At 71.3% G+C, this 16,649-nt stretch carries 19 protein-coding genes; 9 read left to right on the top strand and 10 right to left on the bottom strand.

The window, feature by feature from the left end:
- The first annotated feature begins 15 nt into the window (after window positions 1-15).
- The 3 genes from ABD831_RS14515 (at window position 16) to ABD831_RS14505 (ending at window position 2,507) form a co-directional block, all read left to right on the top strand.
- Complete coding sequence (locus tag ABD831_RS14515) at window positions 16-549, top strand: hypothetical protein (protein WP_344947871.1); 534 nt, start codon at window positions 16-18, stop codon at window positions 547-549.
- Window positions 550-648: 99 nt separating this feature from the next.
- Entirely contained in the window at window positions 649-2,025 is a 1,377-nt protein-coding gene (locus ABD831_RS14510; protein WP_344947869.1) for an MFS transporter, read from the top strand.
- 119 nt (window positions 2,026-2,144) lie between these two features.
- Window positions 2,145-2,507: an RNA polymerase-binding protein RbpA gene (locus ABD831_RS14505; protein ID WP_142177929.1), complete on the top strand. Its 363-nt coding sequence runs from the start codon at window positions 2,145-2,147 to the stop codon at window positions 2,505-2,507.
- A 180-nt stretch (window positions 2,508-2,687) separates the two neighbouring features.
- Here ABD831_RS14505 and ABD831_RS14500 read toward each other — a convergent pair whose 3' ends face one another.
- Genes ABD831_RS14500 through kdd form a run of 7 tightly spaced genes read right to left on the bottom strand, consistent with a single transcriptional unit; the run spans window position 2,688 to window position 9,532 of the window.
- Window positions 2,688-3,233: an FxsA family protein gene (locus ABD831_RS14500; RefSeq protein ID WP_344947866.1), complete on the bottom strand. Its 546-nt coding sequence runs from the start codon at window positions 3,231-3,233 to the stop codon at window positions 2,688-2,690.
- A complete protein-coding gene (locus tag ABD831_RS14495) occupies window positions 3,230-4,021 on the bottom strand; it encodes a polyprenol monophosphomannose synthase (RefSeq protein WP_344947864.1) in 792 nt (263 codons plus the stop codon). Before ABD831_RS14495 ends, ABD831_RS14500 begins: the two co-directional genes overlap by 4 nt.
- Complete coding sequence (gene lnt, locus ABD831_RS14490) at window positions 4,002-5,606, bottom strand: apolipoprotein N-acyltransferase (protein WP_344947862.1); 1,605 nt, start codon at window positions 5,604-5,606, stop codon at window positions 4,002-4,004. Before lnt ends, ABD831_RS14495 begins: the two co-directional genes overlap by 20 nt.
- A gap of 38 nt (window positions 5,607-5,644) precedes the next feature.
- Complete coding sequence (gene kal / locus ABD831_RS14485; RefSeq protein ID WP_344947859.1) at window positions 5,645-6,040, bottom strand: 3-aminobutyryl-CoA ammonia lyase; 396 nt, start codon at window positions 6,038-6,040, stop codon at window positions 5,645-5,647.
- Entirely contained in the window at window positions 6,037-6,804 is a 768-nt protein-coding gene (gene kamE / locus ABD831_RS14480) for a lysine 5,6-aminomutase subunit beta (RefSeq protein WP_344947856.1), read from the bottom strand. Before kamE ends, kal begins: the two co-directional genes overlap by 4 nt.
- The gene (gene kamD, locus ABD831_RS14475) at window positions 6,801-8,414 is read right to left on the bottom strand and encodes a lysine 5,6-aminomutase subunit alpha (protein ID WP_344947853.1); all 1,614 of its coding nucleotides are present in this window, start codon (window positions 8,412-8,414) and stop codon (window positions 6,801-6,803) included. The genes kamE and kamD overlap by 4 nt, the downstream gene beginning before the upstream one ends.
- On the bottom strand, window positions 8,411-9,532 hold the full coding sequence (gene kdd, locus ABD831_RS14470; protein WP_344947851.1) for an L-erythro-3,5-diaminohexanoate dehydrogenase: 1,122 nt from the start codon (window positions 9,530-9,532) through the stop codon (window positions 8,411-8,413). The genes kamD and kdd overlap by 4 nt, the downstream gene beginning before the upstream one ends.
- A 91-nt stretch (window positions 9,533-9,623) precedes the next feature.
- Here kdd and ABD831_RS14465 point away from each other — a divergent pair, with 91 nt between their 5' ends.
- On the top strand, window positions 9,624-11,069 hold the full coding sequence (locus ABD831_RS14465) for a KamA family radical SAM protein (RefSeq protein WP_344947849.1): 1,446 nt from the start codon (window positions 9,624-9,626) through the stop codon (window positions 11,067-11,069).
- A gap of 10 nt (window positions 11,070-11,079) precedes the next feature.
- Here the strand turns inward: ABD831_RS14465 and ABD831_RS14460 are convergent, their stop codons facing one another.
- Both ABD831_RS14460 and ABD831_RS14455 read right to left on the bottom strand, forming a co-directional pair.
- Window positions 11,080-11,604 carry an SRPBCC domain-containing protein gene (locus ABD831_RS14460; protein ID WP_344947845.1) on the bottom strand — a complete coding sequence of 175 codons (525 nt, stop codon included), beginning with the start codon at window positions 11,602-11,604 and terminating at the stop codon, window positions 11,080-11,082.
- A complete protein-coding gene (locus ABD831_RS14455) occupies window positions 11,601-11,918 on the bottom strand; it encodes an ArsR/SmtB family transcription factor (RefSeq protein WP_344947842.1) in 318 nt (105 codons plus the stop codon). Before ABD831_RS14455 ends, ABD831_RS14460 begins: the two co-directional genes overlap by 4 nt.
- A gap of 146 nt (window positions 11,919-12,064) precedes the next feature.
- Between ABD831_RS14455 and ABD831_RS14450 the strand changes: the two genes are divergently transcribed.
- From ABD831_RS14450 to ABD831_RS14435, 4 genes are read left to right on the top strand one after another with little or no spacing between them, the layout of a single operon-like run.
- The gene (locus tag ABD831_RS14450; protein ID WP_344947839.1) at window positions 12,065-12,814 is read left to right on the top strand and encodes a VOC family protein; all 750 of its coding nucleotides are present in this window, start codon (window positions 12,065-12,067) and stop codon (window positions 12,812-12,814) included.
- Between the two features lie 53 nt (window positions 12,815-12,867).
- A complete protein-coding gene (locus tag ABD831_RS14445; RefSeq protein WP_344947836.1) occupies window positions 12,868-13,488 on the top strand; it encodes a TetR/AcrR family transcriptional regulator in 621 nt (206 codons plus the stop codon).
- Complete coding sequence (gene ybaK, locus ABD831_RS14440; RefSeq protein ID WP_344947833.1) at window positions 13,488-13,985, top strand: Cys-tRNA(Pro) deacylase; 498 nt, start codon at window positions 13,488-13,490, stop codon at window positions 13,983-13,985. The genes ABD831_RS14445 and ybaK overlap by 1 nt, the downstream gene beginning before the upstream one ends.
- A gap of 42 nt (window positions 13,986-14,027) precedes the next feature.
- Window positions 14,028-14,975 carry a threonine/serine dehydratase gene (locus tag ABD831_RS14435; RefSeq protein WP_344947830.1) on the top strand — a complete coding sequence of 316 codons (948 nt, stop codon included), beginning with the start codon at window positions 14,028-14,030 and terminating at the stop codon, window positions 14,973-14,975.
- A 49-nt stretch (window positions 14,976-15,024) separates the two neighbouring features.
- Here the strand turns inward: ABD831_RS14435 and ABD831_RS14430 are convergent, their stop codons facing one another.
- A complete protein-coding gene (locus tag ABD831_RS14430; protein WP_344947827.1) occupies window positions 15,025-15,483 on the bottom strand; it encodes an Lrp/AsnC family transcriptional regulator in 459 nt (152 codons plus the stop codon).
- Window positions 15,484-15,563: 80 nt separating this feature from the next.
- Between ABD831_RS14430 and ABD831_RS14425 the strand changes: the two genes are divergently transcribed.
- Window positions 15,564-16,505: a 5'-3' exonuclease H3TH domain-containing protein gene (locus tag ABD831_RS14425; RefSeq protein ID WP_185744685.1), complete on the top strand. Its 942-nt coding sequence runs from the start codon at window positions 15,564-15,566 to the stop codon at window positions 16,503-16,505.
- The last annotated feature ends 144 nt before the right edge of the window (window positions 16,506-16,649 follow it).

The raw sequence follows: 16,649 nt of genomic DNA, 5'->3' as shown, positions 1-16,649 counted from the left end.
GCGAAAGGAAGGCGCATGGACCTCTCCACGTTCTATGCCGTCGTGTCGGCGACCTGCTTCACGCTCGTCGGCCTGTGGTGGACCGCGGTGGAGCGTCGCCGGGAGCTGCTCGCCTCGAACGAGACCCGTCGGCTGGTCGGCGGCGTGTACCTGACGTTCCTGCTCCCCGGCGTCATGGGGCTCTTCGCCCAGGTCGACCCCGGCCGACCCGGGGTCTGGCGCACGACCTTCGGCCTCGTCGCCGCGCTCGGGGCGTGGTCGACGATCCGCCTCATCCAGGCTGACCGGCGCCCCGGGGTCCGCGGCCCGTTCCGGCGGCACCGGTGGCTGGTGGCCGTCCTCTACGGCGTCATCGTCGTGCTCGGGGCCGTCCCCGAGGTGGCCGCTCCCGTGGGCCTCAGCGGTCTCCAGGCGGCCGCGCTCGCCGTCGTGTGCCTCGTCGTCCTGGCTCACGGCCTGGCCTGGGAGCTGCTGACGACACCCGACCGGCCGGACCAGCCGGTCCGGTCCCCCGTCTCACCCGAGCGCCCCGGCCCGGCCGCTGACTGAGCGGACGTATGCCGTCTCCGGACCGTCCGCGCCACGTGCCGCGGCGTGTTGGCGCCGCTCCCCCTGCCCTGTCGCCCGGTCGTGTGGGACAGTCCTCGCATGTCGCACGTCGTCGTCAACGCCGCTCGGCCGGAGACCCGGGAACAGCGAGCCTGGTACTGGTACGACTGGGCCAACTCGGCCTACGTCACGACCACCGCGACGGTGCTCATGAGCCCCTACCTCACGACCGTCGCCGAGGAGGCGGCGTGCCCCGGCCTGCCTGACGGCCAGGACTGCACGACGACCCTCTCCGTGCTCGGCATCCCGGTGGCGCCGGGGTCGCTGTGGTTCTTCACGGTGACCTTCACGACGATCCTCTCGGCGATCGTGCTGATCTTCATCGGTGCCATCGCCGACCGCAGCCCCCGACCGACCCGGCTCTTCGCGACCTTCGCCTGGGTCGGTGCCCTGGCGGCGAGTCTCATGTTCTTCGTCGCCGGCACCAACTGGCAGCTGGGAGCGTCCCTCGTCGTCGTCGCGGGCATCAGCCTCGGCGCCTCGCTCGTCATCTACGACTCGATCCTGTGCCGCATCGCCAACGAGAACGAGCGCGACCGGGTCTCCTCGAAGGGATGGGCGTTCGGCTACCTCGGCGGCGGGACCCTGCTCGCGCTCAACTTCGCCCTCGACTTCTTCCACCAGGACCTCGGCCTCGACCGCGCCATGAGCACGCGCATCAGCATCCTGTCCGCAGGCCTCTGGTGGGCCGGGTTCACGATCATCCCCTACCTCGGCCTCCGACACCTGACCGGCACGGTCGAGACACCGGTCGAGCGCTCCGCCGGCGTCGTCCGCGGCAGCATCGTCCAGCTGCGCAGCACTTTCCGCGACCTCGCGAACTACCCGCAGACGAAGATGTTCCTGCTCGCCTACCTCTTCTTCAACGACGGCATCCAGACCGTCATCGGCAGCTCGAGCGTCTACGGGAGCAAGGAGCTCGGCTTCTCGGAGACGACGGTGCTCGGGGTCTTCCTCTTCGTGCAGTTCGTCGCCTTCTTCGGCGCGCGGCTCTTCGGCCGGGTGGCCGCCTCCATCGGGGCATGGCGCACCGTCCTCTACGGGGTCGGCCTCTGGACCGTCGTCGTCGTCTTCGCCTTCCTCGTCCCCTCGGAGTCGCTCGTCATCTTCCTCGCCCTCGCCCTCCTCATCGGCATCGTCCTCGGCGGCACCCAGGCCCTGTCGCGCTCGCTCTACAGCCAGCTCATCCCCCGCGGACGCGAGGCGGAGTACTTCAGCCTCTACCAAGCCATGGAGCGCGGCACGAGCTGGTTCGGAACGCTCATCTTCGGTCTCGTCTACCAGTTCACGCTCAGCTACCGCTGGGCGATCATCGCGCTCATCGTCTTCTTCGCCATCGGAGGGCTGCTGCTGTCGCGGGTGCGCATGCGGGAGGGCATCGAACAGGCCGGCAACCCCGTTCCTGCCGTCATCTGAGACTCGCTTACAATTCGCGGCTCCCCGGGGAACAAGTGGGCCGTTTCGCTCGTTCAAGCGTCTGTGAGGGTAAGACACCAGAGAGGTGTCACAAGGGCATAAGTCTTGGAGGGGTCCACATGGCCGATCGAGCACTACGCGGTTCCAACCTCGGCGCGAGGAGCATGGAATCGGACGAGAACGTCGTCCCGAGTGAGCGTCAGCTCACCGCTTACGTCTGCCCGGAAGGTCACCGCACCGAGCTTCCCTTCTCGATCGAGGCCGATGTGCCCTCGACGTGGGAGTGCCGCTGCGGCCTCGACGCCAAGCTGCAGGGCGACGGTCCCGAGCCGGAGGCGAAGCCGGTCAAGCACCAGCGCACGCACTGGGACATGCTCCTGGAGCGTCGTTCCATCCCCGAGCTCGAGGAGCTGCTCGAGGAGCGCCTGACGCTGCTGCGCGAGTCACGCGGTGAGAAGCCGCGTCGCAAGAAGACGGCCTGACCTCACCGACTGCACCACCGAGAAGCCCGCCCCGTTCGTGGAGGCGGGCTTCTTGCATGGTGCGGCTTGCCGTGCGCCGCATGCCGTGTGCCGCGGTCCGAGGCGGTGTGGACAGCGAGGCGGGCGGCCGGGATCACCTCGGATGACGAGGACCACGGCGGGCAGGCCGGGAGGGCCAGGTCAGTCCTCGTCGATGATCTCGCCCTCGACGACCTCGTCGCTCGAGGCCGACCGCTGACGCCCCTGCGGGGTCGTCGGCGGCTCCCACCCGGACCCGCTCGGCTGCCCGGTCACCGCGGGACCGGTGAAGCGCTCGGTCTCGGCGAGCAGGCGGCGGGAGATGACGGCGGCGAGCAGGCTCCGGGCGACGGGACGCGTGAACGGCAGCACGAGGAGCAGGCCGAGCACGTCCGTGACGAAGCCGGGCAGGAGCAGCAGGCTGCCGCCGACGAGCACGACGACTCCGTCGGCGATCTCCCGGGCCGGCATCCGCCCGTCGCGCACCGCCTGCTGCAGGGCGCGCCATGCGCGCCCTCCCTCGCCGCGGATCAGCCAGGCCCCGAGGAGCGAGGTGGCCGCGAGGAGTAGGAAGGTGCGCCACCCGCCGATCCACTGCCCGACCACGACGATGACGACGATCTCGATGATCGGCAGGAGCAGCAGGCCCGCGACGGCGAGCCGGGTCAGTCGCGGTCGTCGGGCTCGGGACGGCTGGGGCGCGGTCACGAGCGGTCGCTCACCGTCTCGGGGCGCCGCATCCGGCCGGCAACCGACCGGAGCTGACCGACGCGGTGCTCGATGCCCCACCTGGTGACGCTCGTCAGGGCCTCCCGGACGATGTCCTGACCCATCTTGGAGACGCCCACCTCCCGTTCGACGAAGGTGATCGGCACCTCGACGACGGTGAGGCCGGCGCGCACCGCGCGGAGCGTCAGGTCGATCTGGAAGCAGTAGCCCTGGGACTCGACACCCTGCAGGCCCATCGTGCGCAGGGCGCTCGTCCGGTAGACGCGGTAGCCGGCGGTCGCGTCGTTGACGGACATGCCGAGCAGCACCTTGGTGTAGATGTTCGCGCCGACCGAGAGCACCTTGCGGCGGGCAGGCCAGTTGCGCACCTCGCCGCCCTTGACCCAGCGGGCCCCGATGACGACGTCGGCCTCGCCGAGTGCAGCGAGGAGCGACGGCAGCTGCTCGGGCAGGTGGGATCCGTCGGCGTCCATCTCGACGGCGGCGTCGTAGCCACGGTCGAGCACGATGGCGAAACCCGCGAGATAGGCCTTGCCGAGGCCTTCCTTGGCTGCGCGGTGCACGACGTGGACCTGGGGGTCGCACGCCGCGATGCCGTCGGCGATCTCTCCGGTCCCGTCGGGTGAGCCGTCGTCGAGCACGAAGACGTCGGCAGCGGGCACGCTCGCGCGCACGCGCGCGACGATGCCGGGCAGGTTGTCCCGCTCGTTGTAGGTCGGGATGAGCACGGCGACTCGGGTCACCGGCTCACGCTGCATCGTCGTCATCCTCGTCCTTCGTCGTGTCCGGCACTCCCGGACCTCCAGCGCGTTCACCGCGTCCGCCACGAAGACCCAGGGCGAGCATCGTCAGCAGTGCGGCGGCGGCGGCCCATTCGGGGGCCTCACCCACGCGCGTCGCCAGTGTCGTGGCGTCCCGCAAGGGTAGTGCCCCTCGGACCACCGCCTGTGTGAACAACGACGTCACCTGGTGCGCGGTTCCGTCGGGGGTGATGAGGGCGCTCTGTCCGACCGTCGACACGTGGACGACGGAACGGCCGAACTCCATGGCGCGCAGCCGGCTGATGGCCAGCTGCTGCGGCGACTCGGCGGTGTAGCCGAAGGTCGCGTTGTTCGTCTGCACGACGAGGACGTTGGCGCCGGCCTGGACGGCGTCGCGCATGATGTCGTCGTAGGCCACCTCGAAACAGATGGCCAGCCCCGCCCGGACCTGCTGCCCGGAGGCCGTGGTCACCCGGAAGACACCCGGGCCGGGCCCCTGCACGAAGTCCCGGCGCACGAGGTCGACCTCCTTGCTGAAGGTTCTCCAGAACGACCGGTTCGGGATGTACTCGGCGAAGGGCACCGGGTGCCGCTTCACGTAGCGGTCGGTGTTGCCCTTGCCGGGCTCGAAGAGCAGCGCGACGTTGGACACGAAGCCGACCGGCTCCTCGAGCAGGCCGCCGACGATCAGCGGACGCTTCAGGGCGTCGACGGTCTCGAGGATGAGGCTCTTGGCATCGGCGTTGCGCAGGGGGTCGATGTCTGAGGCGTTCTCCGGCCAGACGACGAGGTCCGGCGCGGGCGCCCGCCCGGCGTCGACGTCCTCCTGGGCCTTGAGGGTCGCCGCGACGTGGTTGTCGAGGACCTGCCGGCGTTCGGCGTTGAAGTCCAGCCCAGGTCGGGCCACGTTGCCCTGCACCCCGAGGAACTGGGCGCTCGGCCCGTCGGTCGGCAGCGGGACGGCAAGACCGACGGTCCCGAGCACGAGCGCGCTCACGGCAGGCAGGGCGAACCGGCGGGACGGCAGGTGCCATCGGCGGTCGGAGGTGGCAACGCTTCCCCGGCGCTCGGCCACGGCTGACAGGGCGTGCTGGGCCGCGAGCGCGAGCAGCGCGCCGCTGAGCGCGACGACGGAGCCGACGAACGGCGCCCCACCGAGCGCCACGAGGCGGCCGAAGGGCGAGTCGGCCTGACCGAAGGCGAGCTTGAGCCAGGGGAAACCGCCGTAGGGCGCGCGGGCCCGGAAGCCCTCGGCCACGACCCACACGAGGGCGAACGCCATCGGTCGCACGCTCCCCCGCCGACTCAGCCACCCGTAGAGCGCGCCGGCCAGTCCGAGGAAGAGGGCCTGCAGGGTTGCGAGTGCGAGCCAGGGCAGGGACCCGACGTAGATGCCCGACCAGCTGAGGGTCGGGACGAAGAAGGCAAGCCCGCCCAACAGGCCCGAGACGAACCCGCGGCGTCCACCGGCCCCGGTCCACGCCCAGGCCCACACGGCGAGGGCCAGCGGGGCGGCCACCCACACGTCGAACGTCGGGAACGCGAGGCACAGCAGCCCGCCGGCGATCAGGGACAGGAGGAGGCGCCGCACGGGGTTCACCGTAATCCGTGTGGCCGGGACGTCAGCGGTCAGGGCACGACGACGACGCCCCGAGCGGTCGTCGCCACGACGACCGGGTCGAGACGGTCGGCCGCCGACTCACCTCGGGAGGGGTTGCCGCGCGCGACGACCCGCACCTCGAAGGCCATCTCGCGCGACCGCGTGCCGACGCGGACGATCTCCGCCGAGATCTCGATGACGTCCCCGGCCCGCACCGGCGCCTTGAACTGGACGTCGCTGTAGGACGCGAAGAGCCCTTCGTCGCCGTCGGTGACGATGCACATCTCCGTCGCGACGTCGCCGAAGGCCGCGAGCGAGTACGCGCCGTCGACGAGGTTGCCCGCGTAGTGCGCATGGCTGTAGGGCACGTAGCGGCGGTGCGTGACCCGCTGCCCGACGCTCGCCGTGGTGGGGCGCTCGGTCATGACTTCTTCGCCTTTCGCTGGGTCATCTCGTGGACCAGATAGCTCGCGACCTCGCCGGGAGTCGTGCCCCGGCCGAAGATGCGGTCGACACCGAGTGTCGTCTCCGACCCCTCCTCGAAGCGGGGTCCGCCGGCGATGAGGATCGGCACCTGCCCGGCCGGGTAGGCCTCGCGGAAGGCCGCGGACATCTGCATCGTGTTGTGGATGTGGGCGTCCTTCTGCGTGACGACCTGGCTGACGAGGACGGCGTCGGCCCTCTCGGCGCGGGCCCGGGCCACGAGGTCGGGCACGAGCACCTGGGCGCCGAGGTTCACGACCGTGATCTCGCGGTAGTACTCCAGGCCCTTCTCGCCGGCGAAGCCCTTGATGTTGAGGATGGCGTCGATCCCGACCGTGTGGGCGTCGGTGCCGATGCATGCCCCGACGACGACGAGCTTGCGGCGCAGCTGCTTCTTGATGGCGAGGTTGGCGTCCTTGGCCGACAGCAGGGGGTACTCGCGCTCGACGACGTGCACGTCGTCGAGGTTGACGACGTGCGTCGTGCTGCCGTAGACGACGAAGAAGGTGAAGTCCGGCCCCATGGCCTTGGCGTGCACGAGAAGGGCCGGGTCGAGTCCCATCTTGCGGGCCAGCTGCAGCGCCGCGCCCTCGGCCCGCTTGTCGTGCGGCAGCGGCAGGGTGAACGACATCTGCACCATGCCGTCGCCGGTCGTGTCGCCGTACGGGCGGATGATGCTGCCCTGCCGGCGGGCGTCGGGGGTCACGGGCGGCCTCCCTTCGCCGGGGGCGTCCAGGCGTCCAGCGCCGTCGTCGCGGGGTTGTCGTAGTCGTCCGCGCGCTCGCAGACCCCGTCGAGCCCCTTGCCGCGGTCGGCGGGACGCTTCATCAGGCCGAACGTGCCGTCGGCGATGGCAGCCAGCAGGGGTGCGTCGCCGGCGGCGTCGGTGTCGCTGACGATCCGGTCGAGCAGGTCGACGGCCTCGGAGAGCACCTGTCGTGCGCGGGTCTGGATGAACCCGTCGCGCGGGGGGTGGAAGTCCTCGGTCAGGCCGCTCGCGGCATTCATCACGTAGCGGACGTTCTGGAGGGCGAGGTCGCGGTCGGACAGGAACGGCGTCACGACGGCCTCGGTCATCATCCCGACGAGCAGGATGCCCTGGCCCGTCATGGCACCGACGAGGTTGAAGAAGCCGTCGAGCAGGTAGCCGCGGAAGACGTCGCCCGTCATGTGCTTCGTGGGCGGCATCCACTTCAGGGGCGCGTCCGGGAAGAGCTGACGCGCGAGGAGGGCGTGGGCGAGCTCCATGCGGAAGCTGTCGGGGAGCTCCGGGTTGATCTCGAAGGCGTGGCCGAGACCGAGCTGCCAGTCCTCGAGACCCGCCTCCTTGGCGAACCGCTCGTTGAGCAGCTGGCTCACGGTGACCGTGTGCGCGGCCTCGACGGCGTCCGCCGTCGTCAGGTAGTTGTCTTCACCGGTGTTGATGATGATGCCCGCGCGGGCATGGACCTGTCGGGAGAAGCGCTGGTCGACGAAGGTGCGGATGGGGTTGATGTCGCGGAAGAGGATGCCGTACATCGAGTCGTTGAGCATCATGTCGAGGCGCTCCATGCCGGCGAGCGCCGCGATCTCGGGCATGCAGAGCCCGGACGCGTAGTTCGTCAGGCGCACGTAGCGGCCGAGCTCCTTGCTCACGTCGTCGAGGGCAGCCCGCATGAGCCGGAAGTTCTCCTGGGTCGCGTAGGTCCCGGCGAAGCCCTCGCGGGTCGCCCCCTCGGGGACGTAGTCGAGCAGCGACTGGCCCGTCGACCGGATGACCGCGATGACGTCGGCGCCCTCACGCGCGGCGGCCTGGGCCTGCGGGATGTCCTCGTAGATGTCGCCGGTGGCGACGATGAGGTAGATCCAGGGTTTGGTCCTCGGGTCGCCGTGCCGCTTGACGAGGCGGTCCCGAGTGGCCCGGGCGCGGTCGATGGCGCGCAGGCCGCCCCCGACACCTCTCGCCGCCGCGCGACGGGCGGCAGTGGCCTCGCGCCCGGTCGGCAGCCGGAACGAGACGTTGCCGCTCGCAGCCTTCTGGGCGAGCGTCGTGAGGTCCGGGGCCTCCCCCCGGAGAAGGGCGTCGTAGACCGGTGTCGTGACGCCGTGCTCGAGCCCGACCTCGTCGCGGACCGCCGTCACCAGGTGGTTGACCCACGGCACGCGCTCGTGGTCCGCGCCGGCCAGCCCGGCCAGTCGGAGAGTGGCGCGCTCCACGGAGACGGTCGTGTGGCTCCTGGCGATCTTCACGACCGGAGCGGCGGCCTTGCGGGCCAGGGCCCGGGCCCGCCGGACGACGGCAGGATCGAGCTCGAGCAGGGCGTCGGGGCGGCTCATGCGTCAGATCCTGCCGTCTCCGCGGCCAGGCGGCCCTCGAAGAGAGCCCGCACCGCCGGAACCTCGCGGACGAGGCGCAGCGCCGTCTCGGCATGACCCGGGACGTAGCCGTTGCCGACTAGCATCCGCACGTCGGCGGCCAGGCCCTCCGCGCCCAGTGCGGCGGCCGCGAAGTTGGTGGCCATGCTGAAGAAGATGATCGTGCCACCCTGGGCGGTGGCCAGGATGGCCGGCTGCTCGCAGCCCGGCACGTCGACACAGACCACCGTCACGTCGGCCGGCCCGCCGGCGGACTCGACGGCCGCTGACAGACCCAGCGGAGACCGCGCATCGGCGAGCACCACGGCGTCGGCGAGCCCGCTCGCCTCGAGCACGGCTCGCTCACGCTCGACGGGGACGACGCCGATGGTGCGCCCTGCACCGGCCGCGCGGGCCGCGGCCAGCGACAGCGAGCCCGACTTGCCGGCCCCGCCGAGGACGGTCACGGTCGGCGCGACGCCGCGGGCGGCATACTCCCCCACGACCCGCTCGACGAGGGCCGGGGCGCCGCAGACGTCCATGACCATGAGCGCGAGGTGCGGGTCGAGGTCGTCGGGGAGGGCAGCCACGATGCTGCGCCCGAAGAGGATCGCGTGGCCGGCCGCCGGGACCTGCTCCGAGAGCCCGTCCCACCGTGCGAGGCCGTCGGTGACCGCGAGGGGCGTCAGCGACAGCGAGACGAGCGTGGCGACCCTCTCGCCGACCTCGACACCCAGCGTGCTGTCCGGACCGACCTCCTCGACGGTGCCGATGAGCATCCCTCCCGAGCCGGTGACGGGGTTCTGCATCTTGCCGCGCGCCTCGATGATGTCGAGGACCTCGGCACGGACCGCTCCCCCGTCGACCACGCCTCCGCTCGAGTGCTTCTCGGCCAGCTGACGGTAGGAGGCGGCGTCCAGGTTGAGGGTGTCGACGGCGATGCGGACCTCGTCGGGCCACAGCTCCGGGCGTGCGTCGAGACGCGTCGCCGCCTGCGGGAGGGTGATCCGCTCCCCGGTGGGCTCGAGGACGCGGTGGAGGCCGACGGGCGAGGCCACGCGGACATCGCCGTTCCACGGTGGCGGTGGCGTTGAGGTCACGGTGCAGATCCTTCTGTCGCAACGATGACGAACGAGAAATCCTTTTGCATCATAGGAGGTCTGAAGGCGTCCCTTCGGTTATCGTCGCCTTATGACTCTGGTGTCGCAGCCGTACGTCTACGCTCGTCGCCCGCTGGTGGAGCCCGACTGGACGAGGGTGCCCGGATGGGCGCATGTCACCCAGGCCGACTGGGACAGCGCCCAGTGGCAGCGGGTCAACTGCGTCAAGAACATCAAGCAGCTCCGGGCGCTGATGGGCGACCTGCTCGACGACCGTTTCTACGACGACCTCGCGAGGGACCAGGCCGAGCGCGCGACGATGTCGATGCTCGTCCCGCCTCAGATGCTCAACACGATGGTGCCCTCCGTCGACTCGCCGATGCCGGCCGCCGGCCACGACTTCACCGACGCCTTCTATGCCGACCCCGTGCGCCACTACATGCTGCCGGTCTTCTCCGACCGACGCACCGACTGGCCGTCGCACCCGCACGCCTCGCGCGACTCCCTGCACGAGCACGACATGTGGGTGGCCGAGGGCCTGACCCACCGCTACCCCACCAAGGTGCTCGCCGAGCTGCTCCCGACGTGCCCGCAGTACTGCGGCCACTGCACGCGCATGGACCTCGTCGGCAACTCGACCCCCCAGGTCGCCAAGCTCAAGTTCGACCTCAAGCCCGCCGACCGCTACGCCGCGATGCTCGACTACCTTCGCAGGTCGCCCGTCGTGCGCGACGTCGTCGTGTCCGGTGGCGACGTGGCCAACATGCCCTGGAAGAACCTCGAGTCCTTCGTCGACCAGCTCCTCGACATCGACAACATCCGCGACATCCGGCTCGCGACCAAGGCCCTCATGGCCCTGCCCCAGCACTGGTTCGCCGAGGATGTCGTCGAGGGCGTCGCCCGCGTCTCGGCCAAGGCCCGGTCCCGGGGCGTCTCGCTCGCGATCCACACGCACGTCAACAGCGCCCAGTCCGTGACCCCGTCGGTCGCCCGGGCCGCCCGGGCGATGCTCGACGCCGGCGTGCGTGACGTCCGCAACCAGGGTGTGCTCATGCGCGGCGTCAACGACACGACCGAGCAGCTCCTCGACCTGTGCTTCGCCCTCGCCGACGGCGCCTCGATCACGCCGTACTACTTCTACATGTGCGACATGATCCCGTTCGCCGAGCACTGGCGGCTCTCGCTCGCCGAGGCCCAGCACCTCCAGCACTCGATGATGGGCTACCTCCCGGGCTTCTCGACGCCACGCATCGTCTGCGACGTGCCGTTCGTCGGCAAGCGTTGGGTGCACCAGGTCGAGGAGTACGACACCGAGCGCGGAATCTCCTACTGGCGCAAGAACTACCGCACGTCGATCGAGGGCGACGACACCGAGGCGTTGTCGCGCGAGTACGTCTACTACGACCCGATCTACACGCTGCCCGAGTCGGGGCAGCGGTGGTGGTACGGGTCGGTCGACCGGGAGTCCGTCATGGCCGAGGCCGCCCAGCGGGCCGCCACGAGCCGTGCCACGGCGGAGTCCCAGCTCGTCCGTTGACCAGCAGGCGTCATCGGACGGCGGTCTCCTCGTAGGCCGGCGTGAGCTCGGTCCACCGCGACTGCCAGTCGGGGGCCGCAGCCTCCGCCGACCATCCGTCGGCGTGTGCCGGTGCCCCACTCACCAGGGACCGGCCGAGGTCCTCCAGGTGGACCTGCCACCCGGCCCCGTAGAAGTGGAGCTGGCCGACGGGCAGGCCACGCTCCTCGACGACCAGCCGGGTGCGCGAGCCCTCGGGGGTCAGCCAGGCCTCGAGCTGCGTCTCGTCGTCGGTGCCCGGTTCGTTGGTGACGAGCAGGTGGTGCGGGGCGTCGCAGGCCTCGATGCGCACCGCGCCCGCCCACGTGCTGGTGAAGACGGCCTGGACCGTCGCACCCACGCTCAGGTCGCCGGAGACCTCGGCGATCCAGCGCGCCAATCGCTCCGGCGACGTGCAGGCCAGCCACAGGTCGTCGATGTCGGTGTCGTAGACGTCCTCGACGCGGACCGCGCCCTGGCTGTCGTCGATGGCTCGCATCGTGCCGATGATCTTCACTTCCGGGCCTTCTTTCCTCGTGTGATCTCCGTGTGCAGGGCGTCGAGCCGGTTCTGCCAGAGCGCGCGGTAGCCGTCGAGCCACTCGTCGACCTCGACGAGCGCCTCCGGGCGCAGCGTGTAGATCCTGCGCTGCGCCTCGGCCCGCACCTCGACGAGCCCGGCCTCGCGCAGGACCCGCAGGTGCCTGGACACGCCCGGTCTTGCGATCGGCAAGGCGTCGGCGAGCTCGCCGGCGGTGGCCGGATGGTCCCGCAGGATCTCCAGCACCGTGCGCCGGCTCGGGTCCGCCAACGCCTGAAGCACACCGTCCATGACGCCAACATACCCATACAGTTACGTAACCGCAAGGGTACGCAACCGGGCCACGACTGAGCCCCGCGCAAAGCTGTTGTGCGTCGCTGATCCGCCGACCTAGCGTGGCGGGCGTCCGAGGTACCGCCGACCCAGATGGGTGCATCATGACCAGCCGGCTGCACGAGCTCTGCTTCGACGCCCAGGACCCACCCGCACTGGCCCGCTTCTGGGCCGGCCTGCTGGACCGCGAGACGGCGGACGACGGCGTCACGGTCCTGCCCCGCCTGAAGGCCGAGTTCCCCATCCGCTTCCTGCCCACGCGGGAGAAGAAGGACGGTCCCAACCAGATCCACCTCCACCTGACGAGCACGTCGGAGCAGGACCAGCGCTCGGTCGTGGCGCGAGCGCTCGACCTGGGCGGCCGCCACCTCGACGTCGGCCAGACCCCGGAGGAGGGCCACGTGGTCCTGGCCGACCCCGAGGGCAACGAGCTCTGCGTGATCGAGCCCGGCAACTCCTTCCTCGCCGGCTGCGGCTTCCTCGGCGAGCTCGCCTGCGACGGCACGCGCGAGGTCGGGCACTTCTGGAGCGAGGCCCTCGGCTGGCCGCTGGTGTGGGACCAGGACGAGGAGACGGCGATCCAGTCGCCCGCCGGAGGCGCCAAGATCGCGTGGGGCGGTCCCCCGGTGCGGCCGCGGACCGGTAGGAACCGCATGCACTTCCACCTGGCCGCCCCGGAGCCGCACGTTCTCGAGGCCGAGGTCGATCGGCTCGTCATCCTCGGTGGGGCACGACTCGCCGACGGGTCCGGCACCGGGTGCGAGGCCCGCCGCCGGGTGCTGATGGCCGACCCCGACGGCAACGAGTTCTGCCTGCTGCCTGCCGCGGCACCGCCCGAGGACCAGCAGGACTGACCGGGCTGCTCGTCCCCCCGGTCTCGGTCGCGGTCCCCCCGTAGACTGCCGCGATGACCTCGCGCTCCCCCGGCACCCGCATCCGCATGCCCCGCGCCGAGCGAGAGGCCCAGATGCTGGCCGTGGCCGAGCAGGTCTTCTCGACCCGCGGCATCCAGGCGACGACGATGGACGAGATCGCCGAGCTCGTCGGCGTCACCAAGCCCCTCATCTACGACTACTTCGGCTCCAAGGAGGGCCTGCTCGCAGCGACGATCGAGCGTGCTCGCGGCCAGCTGCTCGCGGCCCTCATCGACTCGTGGGTCGCCCAGCCCGGCGCAGCCGCACGGGAGCGGGTGCGCTGCGTCGTGCACGCGTTCTTCGCCTTCATCGACGAGCACGACCAGGCGTTCGCCCTGCTGCGCACCGAGGGCGCACTCATCGGAGAGGCATCCGCCTCGGTCGAGCGCATCCGTCAGCAGACCGCCAAGGCCTTCGCCGAGGGGCTGCGCACCCTTCCGGCCTTCGAGGCCCTCGAGCCACGCCGGGTCACGGCCATGGCAGAGATCCTCATCGGCGGCTGCGAGCGGCTGGCCGTCTGGCGCAGCACCCACCCGGGCACGACCGCCGACGAGGCCACCGACCTCGTCGTGACGACGATCTGGGACGGACTCGCCTCCGTCGCCGGAGCCTGATGGCCCGACAGCGACCGGGTGGCGGGCCGTCGACCCCTGCGACCGTGGCACTCGACCGCGCAGGCATCGCCTACTCCCGCCATCCCTACGACCACGACCCGGCCACCGCGAGCTACGGCCTGGAGGCGGCCGAGGCGCTGGGCGTCGAGCCGGCGCGCGTCCTCAAGACCCTCCTCGTCGACACGGGGAAGGGGTTGGCCGTGGGCGTCGTCCCGGTCGACGGCCAGCTCGACCTCAAGGCCGTGGCGGCGGCGCTCGGCGTCAAGACCGTGACCATGGCCGACCCGGCCGCCGCCGAGCGCAGCACGGGCTACGTCGTGGGCGGGATCTCCCCGGTGGGACAGAAACGAGCGCTGCCCACCGTGCTCGACGACACGGCATACGCCTTCGACGTGGTCTACGTCTCGGGGGGACGGCGTGGCTTCGACATCGGGCTGTCCCCCACTGACCTCGCGTCCGTCACCCGCGCCGTCAGGGCGCGCATCGGGCGTGGGTGATGCTCATGCCCGGACGACGGGACCGACCACAGGTTGGGCGCCGTGATCGAGCGCGCTGACGTCCTCGAGGCCCGGGACCGCATCAGTGGCCACGTGCGCAGCACCCCCGTCATCGACGCCGGCGACGAGCTGGGGCCCGGACGCGTCCTGCTGAAGCTCGAGCTGCTCCAGCACACCGGCTCGTTCAAGGCCCGAGGCGCCTTCAACCGGCTCCTGCACGCGCGTGAGCTCGGTACTCTCGATCCCTCCCTGGGGATCGTCGTCGCCTCCGGGGGCAATGCCGGCCTGGCGAATGCGTATGCCGCTGCGCAGCTCGGCGTCCCGGCCACCGTCTTCGTCCCCGAGACCGCGCCCGCCGTCAAGGTCGCTCGTCTCGAGGGCTACGGCGCGCGAGTGGTCCTCGCAGGCACCGAGTACGCGACGGCGTACGAGGCCGCCTTGCGAGAGGTCGCAGCGACCGGAGCGCTCCACTGTCATGCCTACGACCAGCCCGACATCGCGGCCGGAGCAGGCACGCTGGCGCTCGAGGTGGTCGACCAAGTCGCCCGGGAGGTCGCGCGGCCCGTCGACACCCTGGTGGTCGCTGTCGGCGGAGGCGGGCTGCTCGCCGGGGTGACCGCCGCTCTCGAGGGGTCCGCAGGCGTGCTCGGCGTGGAGCCGTCGACCGCGGCCACGCTGCACGCGGCGCTCGAGGCGGGCGCGCCCGTCGATGTCCCGGTGTCGGGTGTCGCGGCCGACTCGCTCGGCGCCCGGCGGATCGGGCAGATCGCGTTCGACGTCGTCGGGCGGCACCCGGTGACGAGCCTCCTCGTCACCGATGACGAGATCGTCGCCGCGCGGCGGCTGCTGTGGCAGCGGTGGCGCGTCGTCGTCGAGCACGGTGCGGCCGCCGCGCTGGCGGCCCTGACGTCGGGGCGTTACCGGCCCGAGCCGGACGAGACCGTCGTCGTCGTGCTGTGCGGCGCGAACACCGACCCGTCGGACCTCTGACGCCCGGATCGGTTGCGCGGGGATCTGTGGTGCTGGGCCGCCCGGCGGCTCAGCTGGTCCCTCGCGGCACGGCGGAGGCGCTGCGGCCCTCCCACGGCGTCGAGAGCACGACGGTCGTGCGCGTCGAGACGTTGGCGGCGGACCGGATGCGGGCGAGGAGGTCCTCGAGGTCGCCCGGCGTGGCCACGCGCACCTTGAGGATGTAGCTCTCGACCCCGGCCACCGAGTGGCAGTCCTCGATCTCGGTGATGTGTCGCAGCCGCTCGGGCACGTCGTCCGGGGCGCTCGGGTCGAAGGGCGCCACGGAGATGAGCGCGGTCAGCGGCAGGCCGAGCGCGTCCGGCGAGACCTGCGCCGTGTAGCCCGTGACGACACCGCGCTCCTCCAGCCGGCGGACGCGCTGGTGGACCGCGGACGTCGACAGGCCCGTCGCCTTGCCGAGGTCCGTGTAGCTCATCCGGCCGTCCGTGAGCAGCAGGCCGACGAGACGACGGTCGAGATCTTCCATGGCCGAAGGGTAGTCCAGCGGTTGCGGGCAGGGCGGGCCGTTCCTCATGGCGGTACGCCCGTGCCGGTAGCCTCTCGCGTATGCCGTCCGCCGTGCCCAGGATGCTCCTGCTCGACTCCGCCTCGCTGTACTTCCGCGCCTTCTTCGGGGTGCCAGAGGTCATCGGCCCGAGCGGGGTCCCGACCAACGCCGTGCGCGGGCTGCTGGACATGATCGCCTCCCTCGTCGACCGTGGCCGGCCCACGCATCTCGTGGCGTGCTGGGACAACGACTGGCGACCGGCGTTCCGCGTCGAGGCCATCCCGTCCTACAAGGCGCACCGCGTGGCCGAGCCCGGCCCCGACGAGCTCGCCGGCGAGCAGGTGCCCGAGGCCCTCGGGGTCCAGGTGCCGATCATCATCGACGCGTTGACGGCTCTCGGCATCGCCCGCATCGGCGTGGACGGATACGAGGCCGACGACGTCATCGGCACCCTCGCGACGCAGTTCAGCGGCCGGATGCCGGTCGACATCGTCACCGGGGACCGTGACCTCTTCCAGCTCGTCGACGACGCGAGGCAGGTGCGCGTCATCTACACCGCCCGCGGAGGCGTGCGCTCGCCCGACCTCGTCGACGAGGCCTTCCTCGCCCAGAAGTACGGCGTGGGCACCGGTCCCGCCTACGCCGACATGGCCGTCCTGCGGGGCGACACGAGCGACGGTCTGCCCGGAGTGGCCGGCATCGGCGAGAAGACCGCGGCGAAGCTCATCACGACCTACGGCACCCTCGAGGCCGTCCGGGCCGCCATCGATGCAGGGGACCCCGCTCTCAAGGGTGCCCAGCGCGCCCGGCTCGAGGCCGCCGCCGACTACCTCGACGCGGCCCCACGCGTCGTCGCGGTCGCCAAGGACGCCGCCGTGCCGGACATCGACCTCGCGGCGCCGACGGCGGTCGCGGACCCCACGCTCATGTCGCGACTGGCCGTCGAGCACGGTCTGACCTCGTCCTTCGACCGGGTCATCTCCGCCCTCGGCATCGACTGACGTGGGGCGTCCGCGGGGGCTCGCGGACCGTCACGGTACGGTCACGTCTGTCGCGACACCATGCGGGCGAACCGTCTCGGAGAGCCTCCGCGGTCACCACCGCCGTGCGAAAAGGCGCATACTGAGGGGTGCCCAACCACGGAA

Source organism: Terrabacter ginsenosidimutans, assembly GCF_039539425.1.
Lineage (GTDB): Bacteria > Actinomycetota > Actinomycetes > Actinomycetales > Dermatophilaceae > Terrabacter > Terrabacter ginsenosidimutans.
This window is presented reverse-complemented; position numbering and strand designations above follow the sequence as displayed.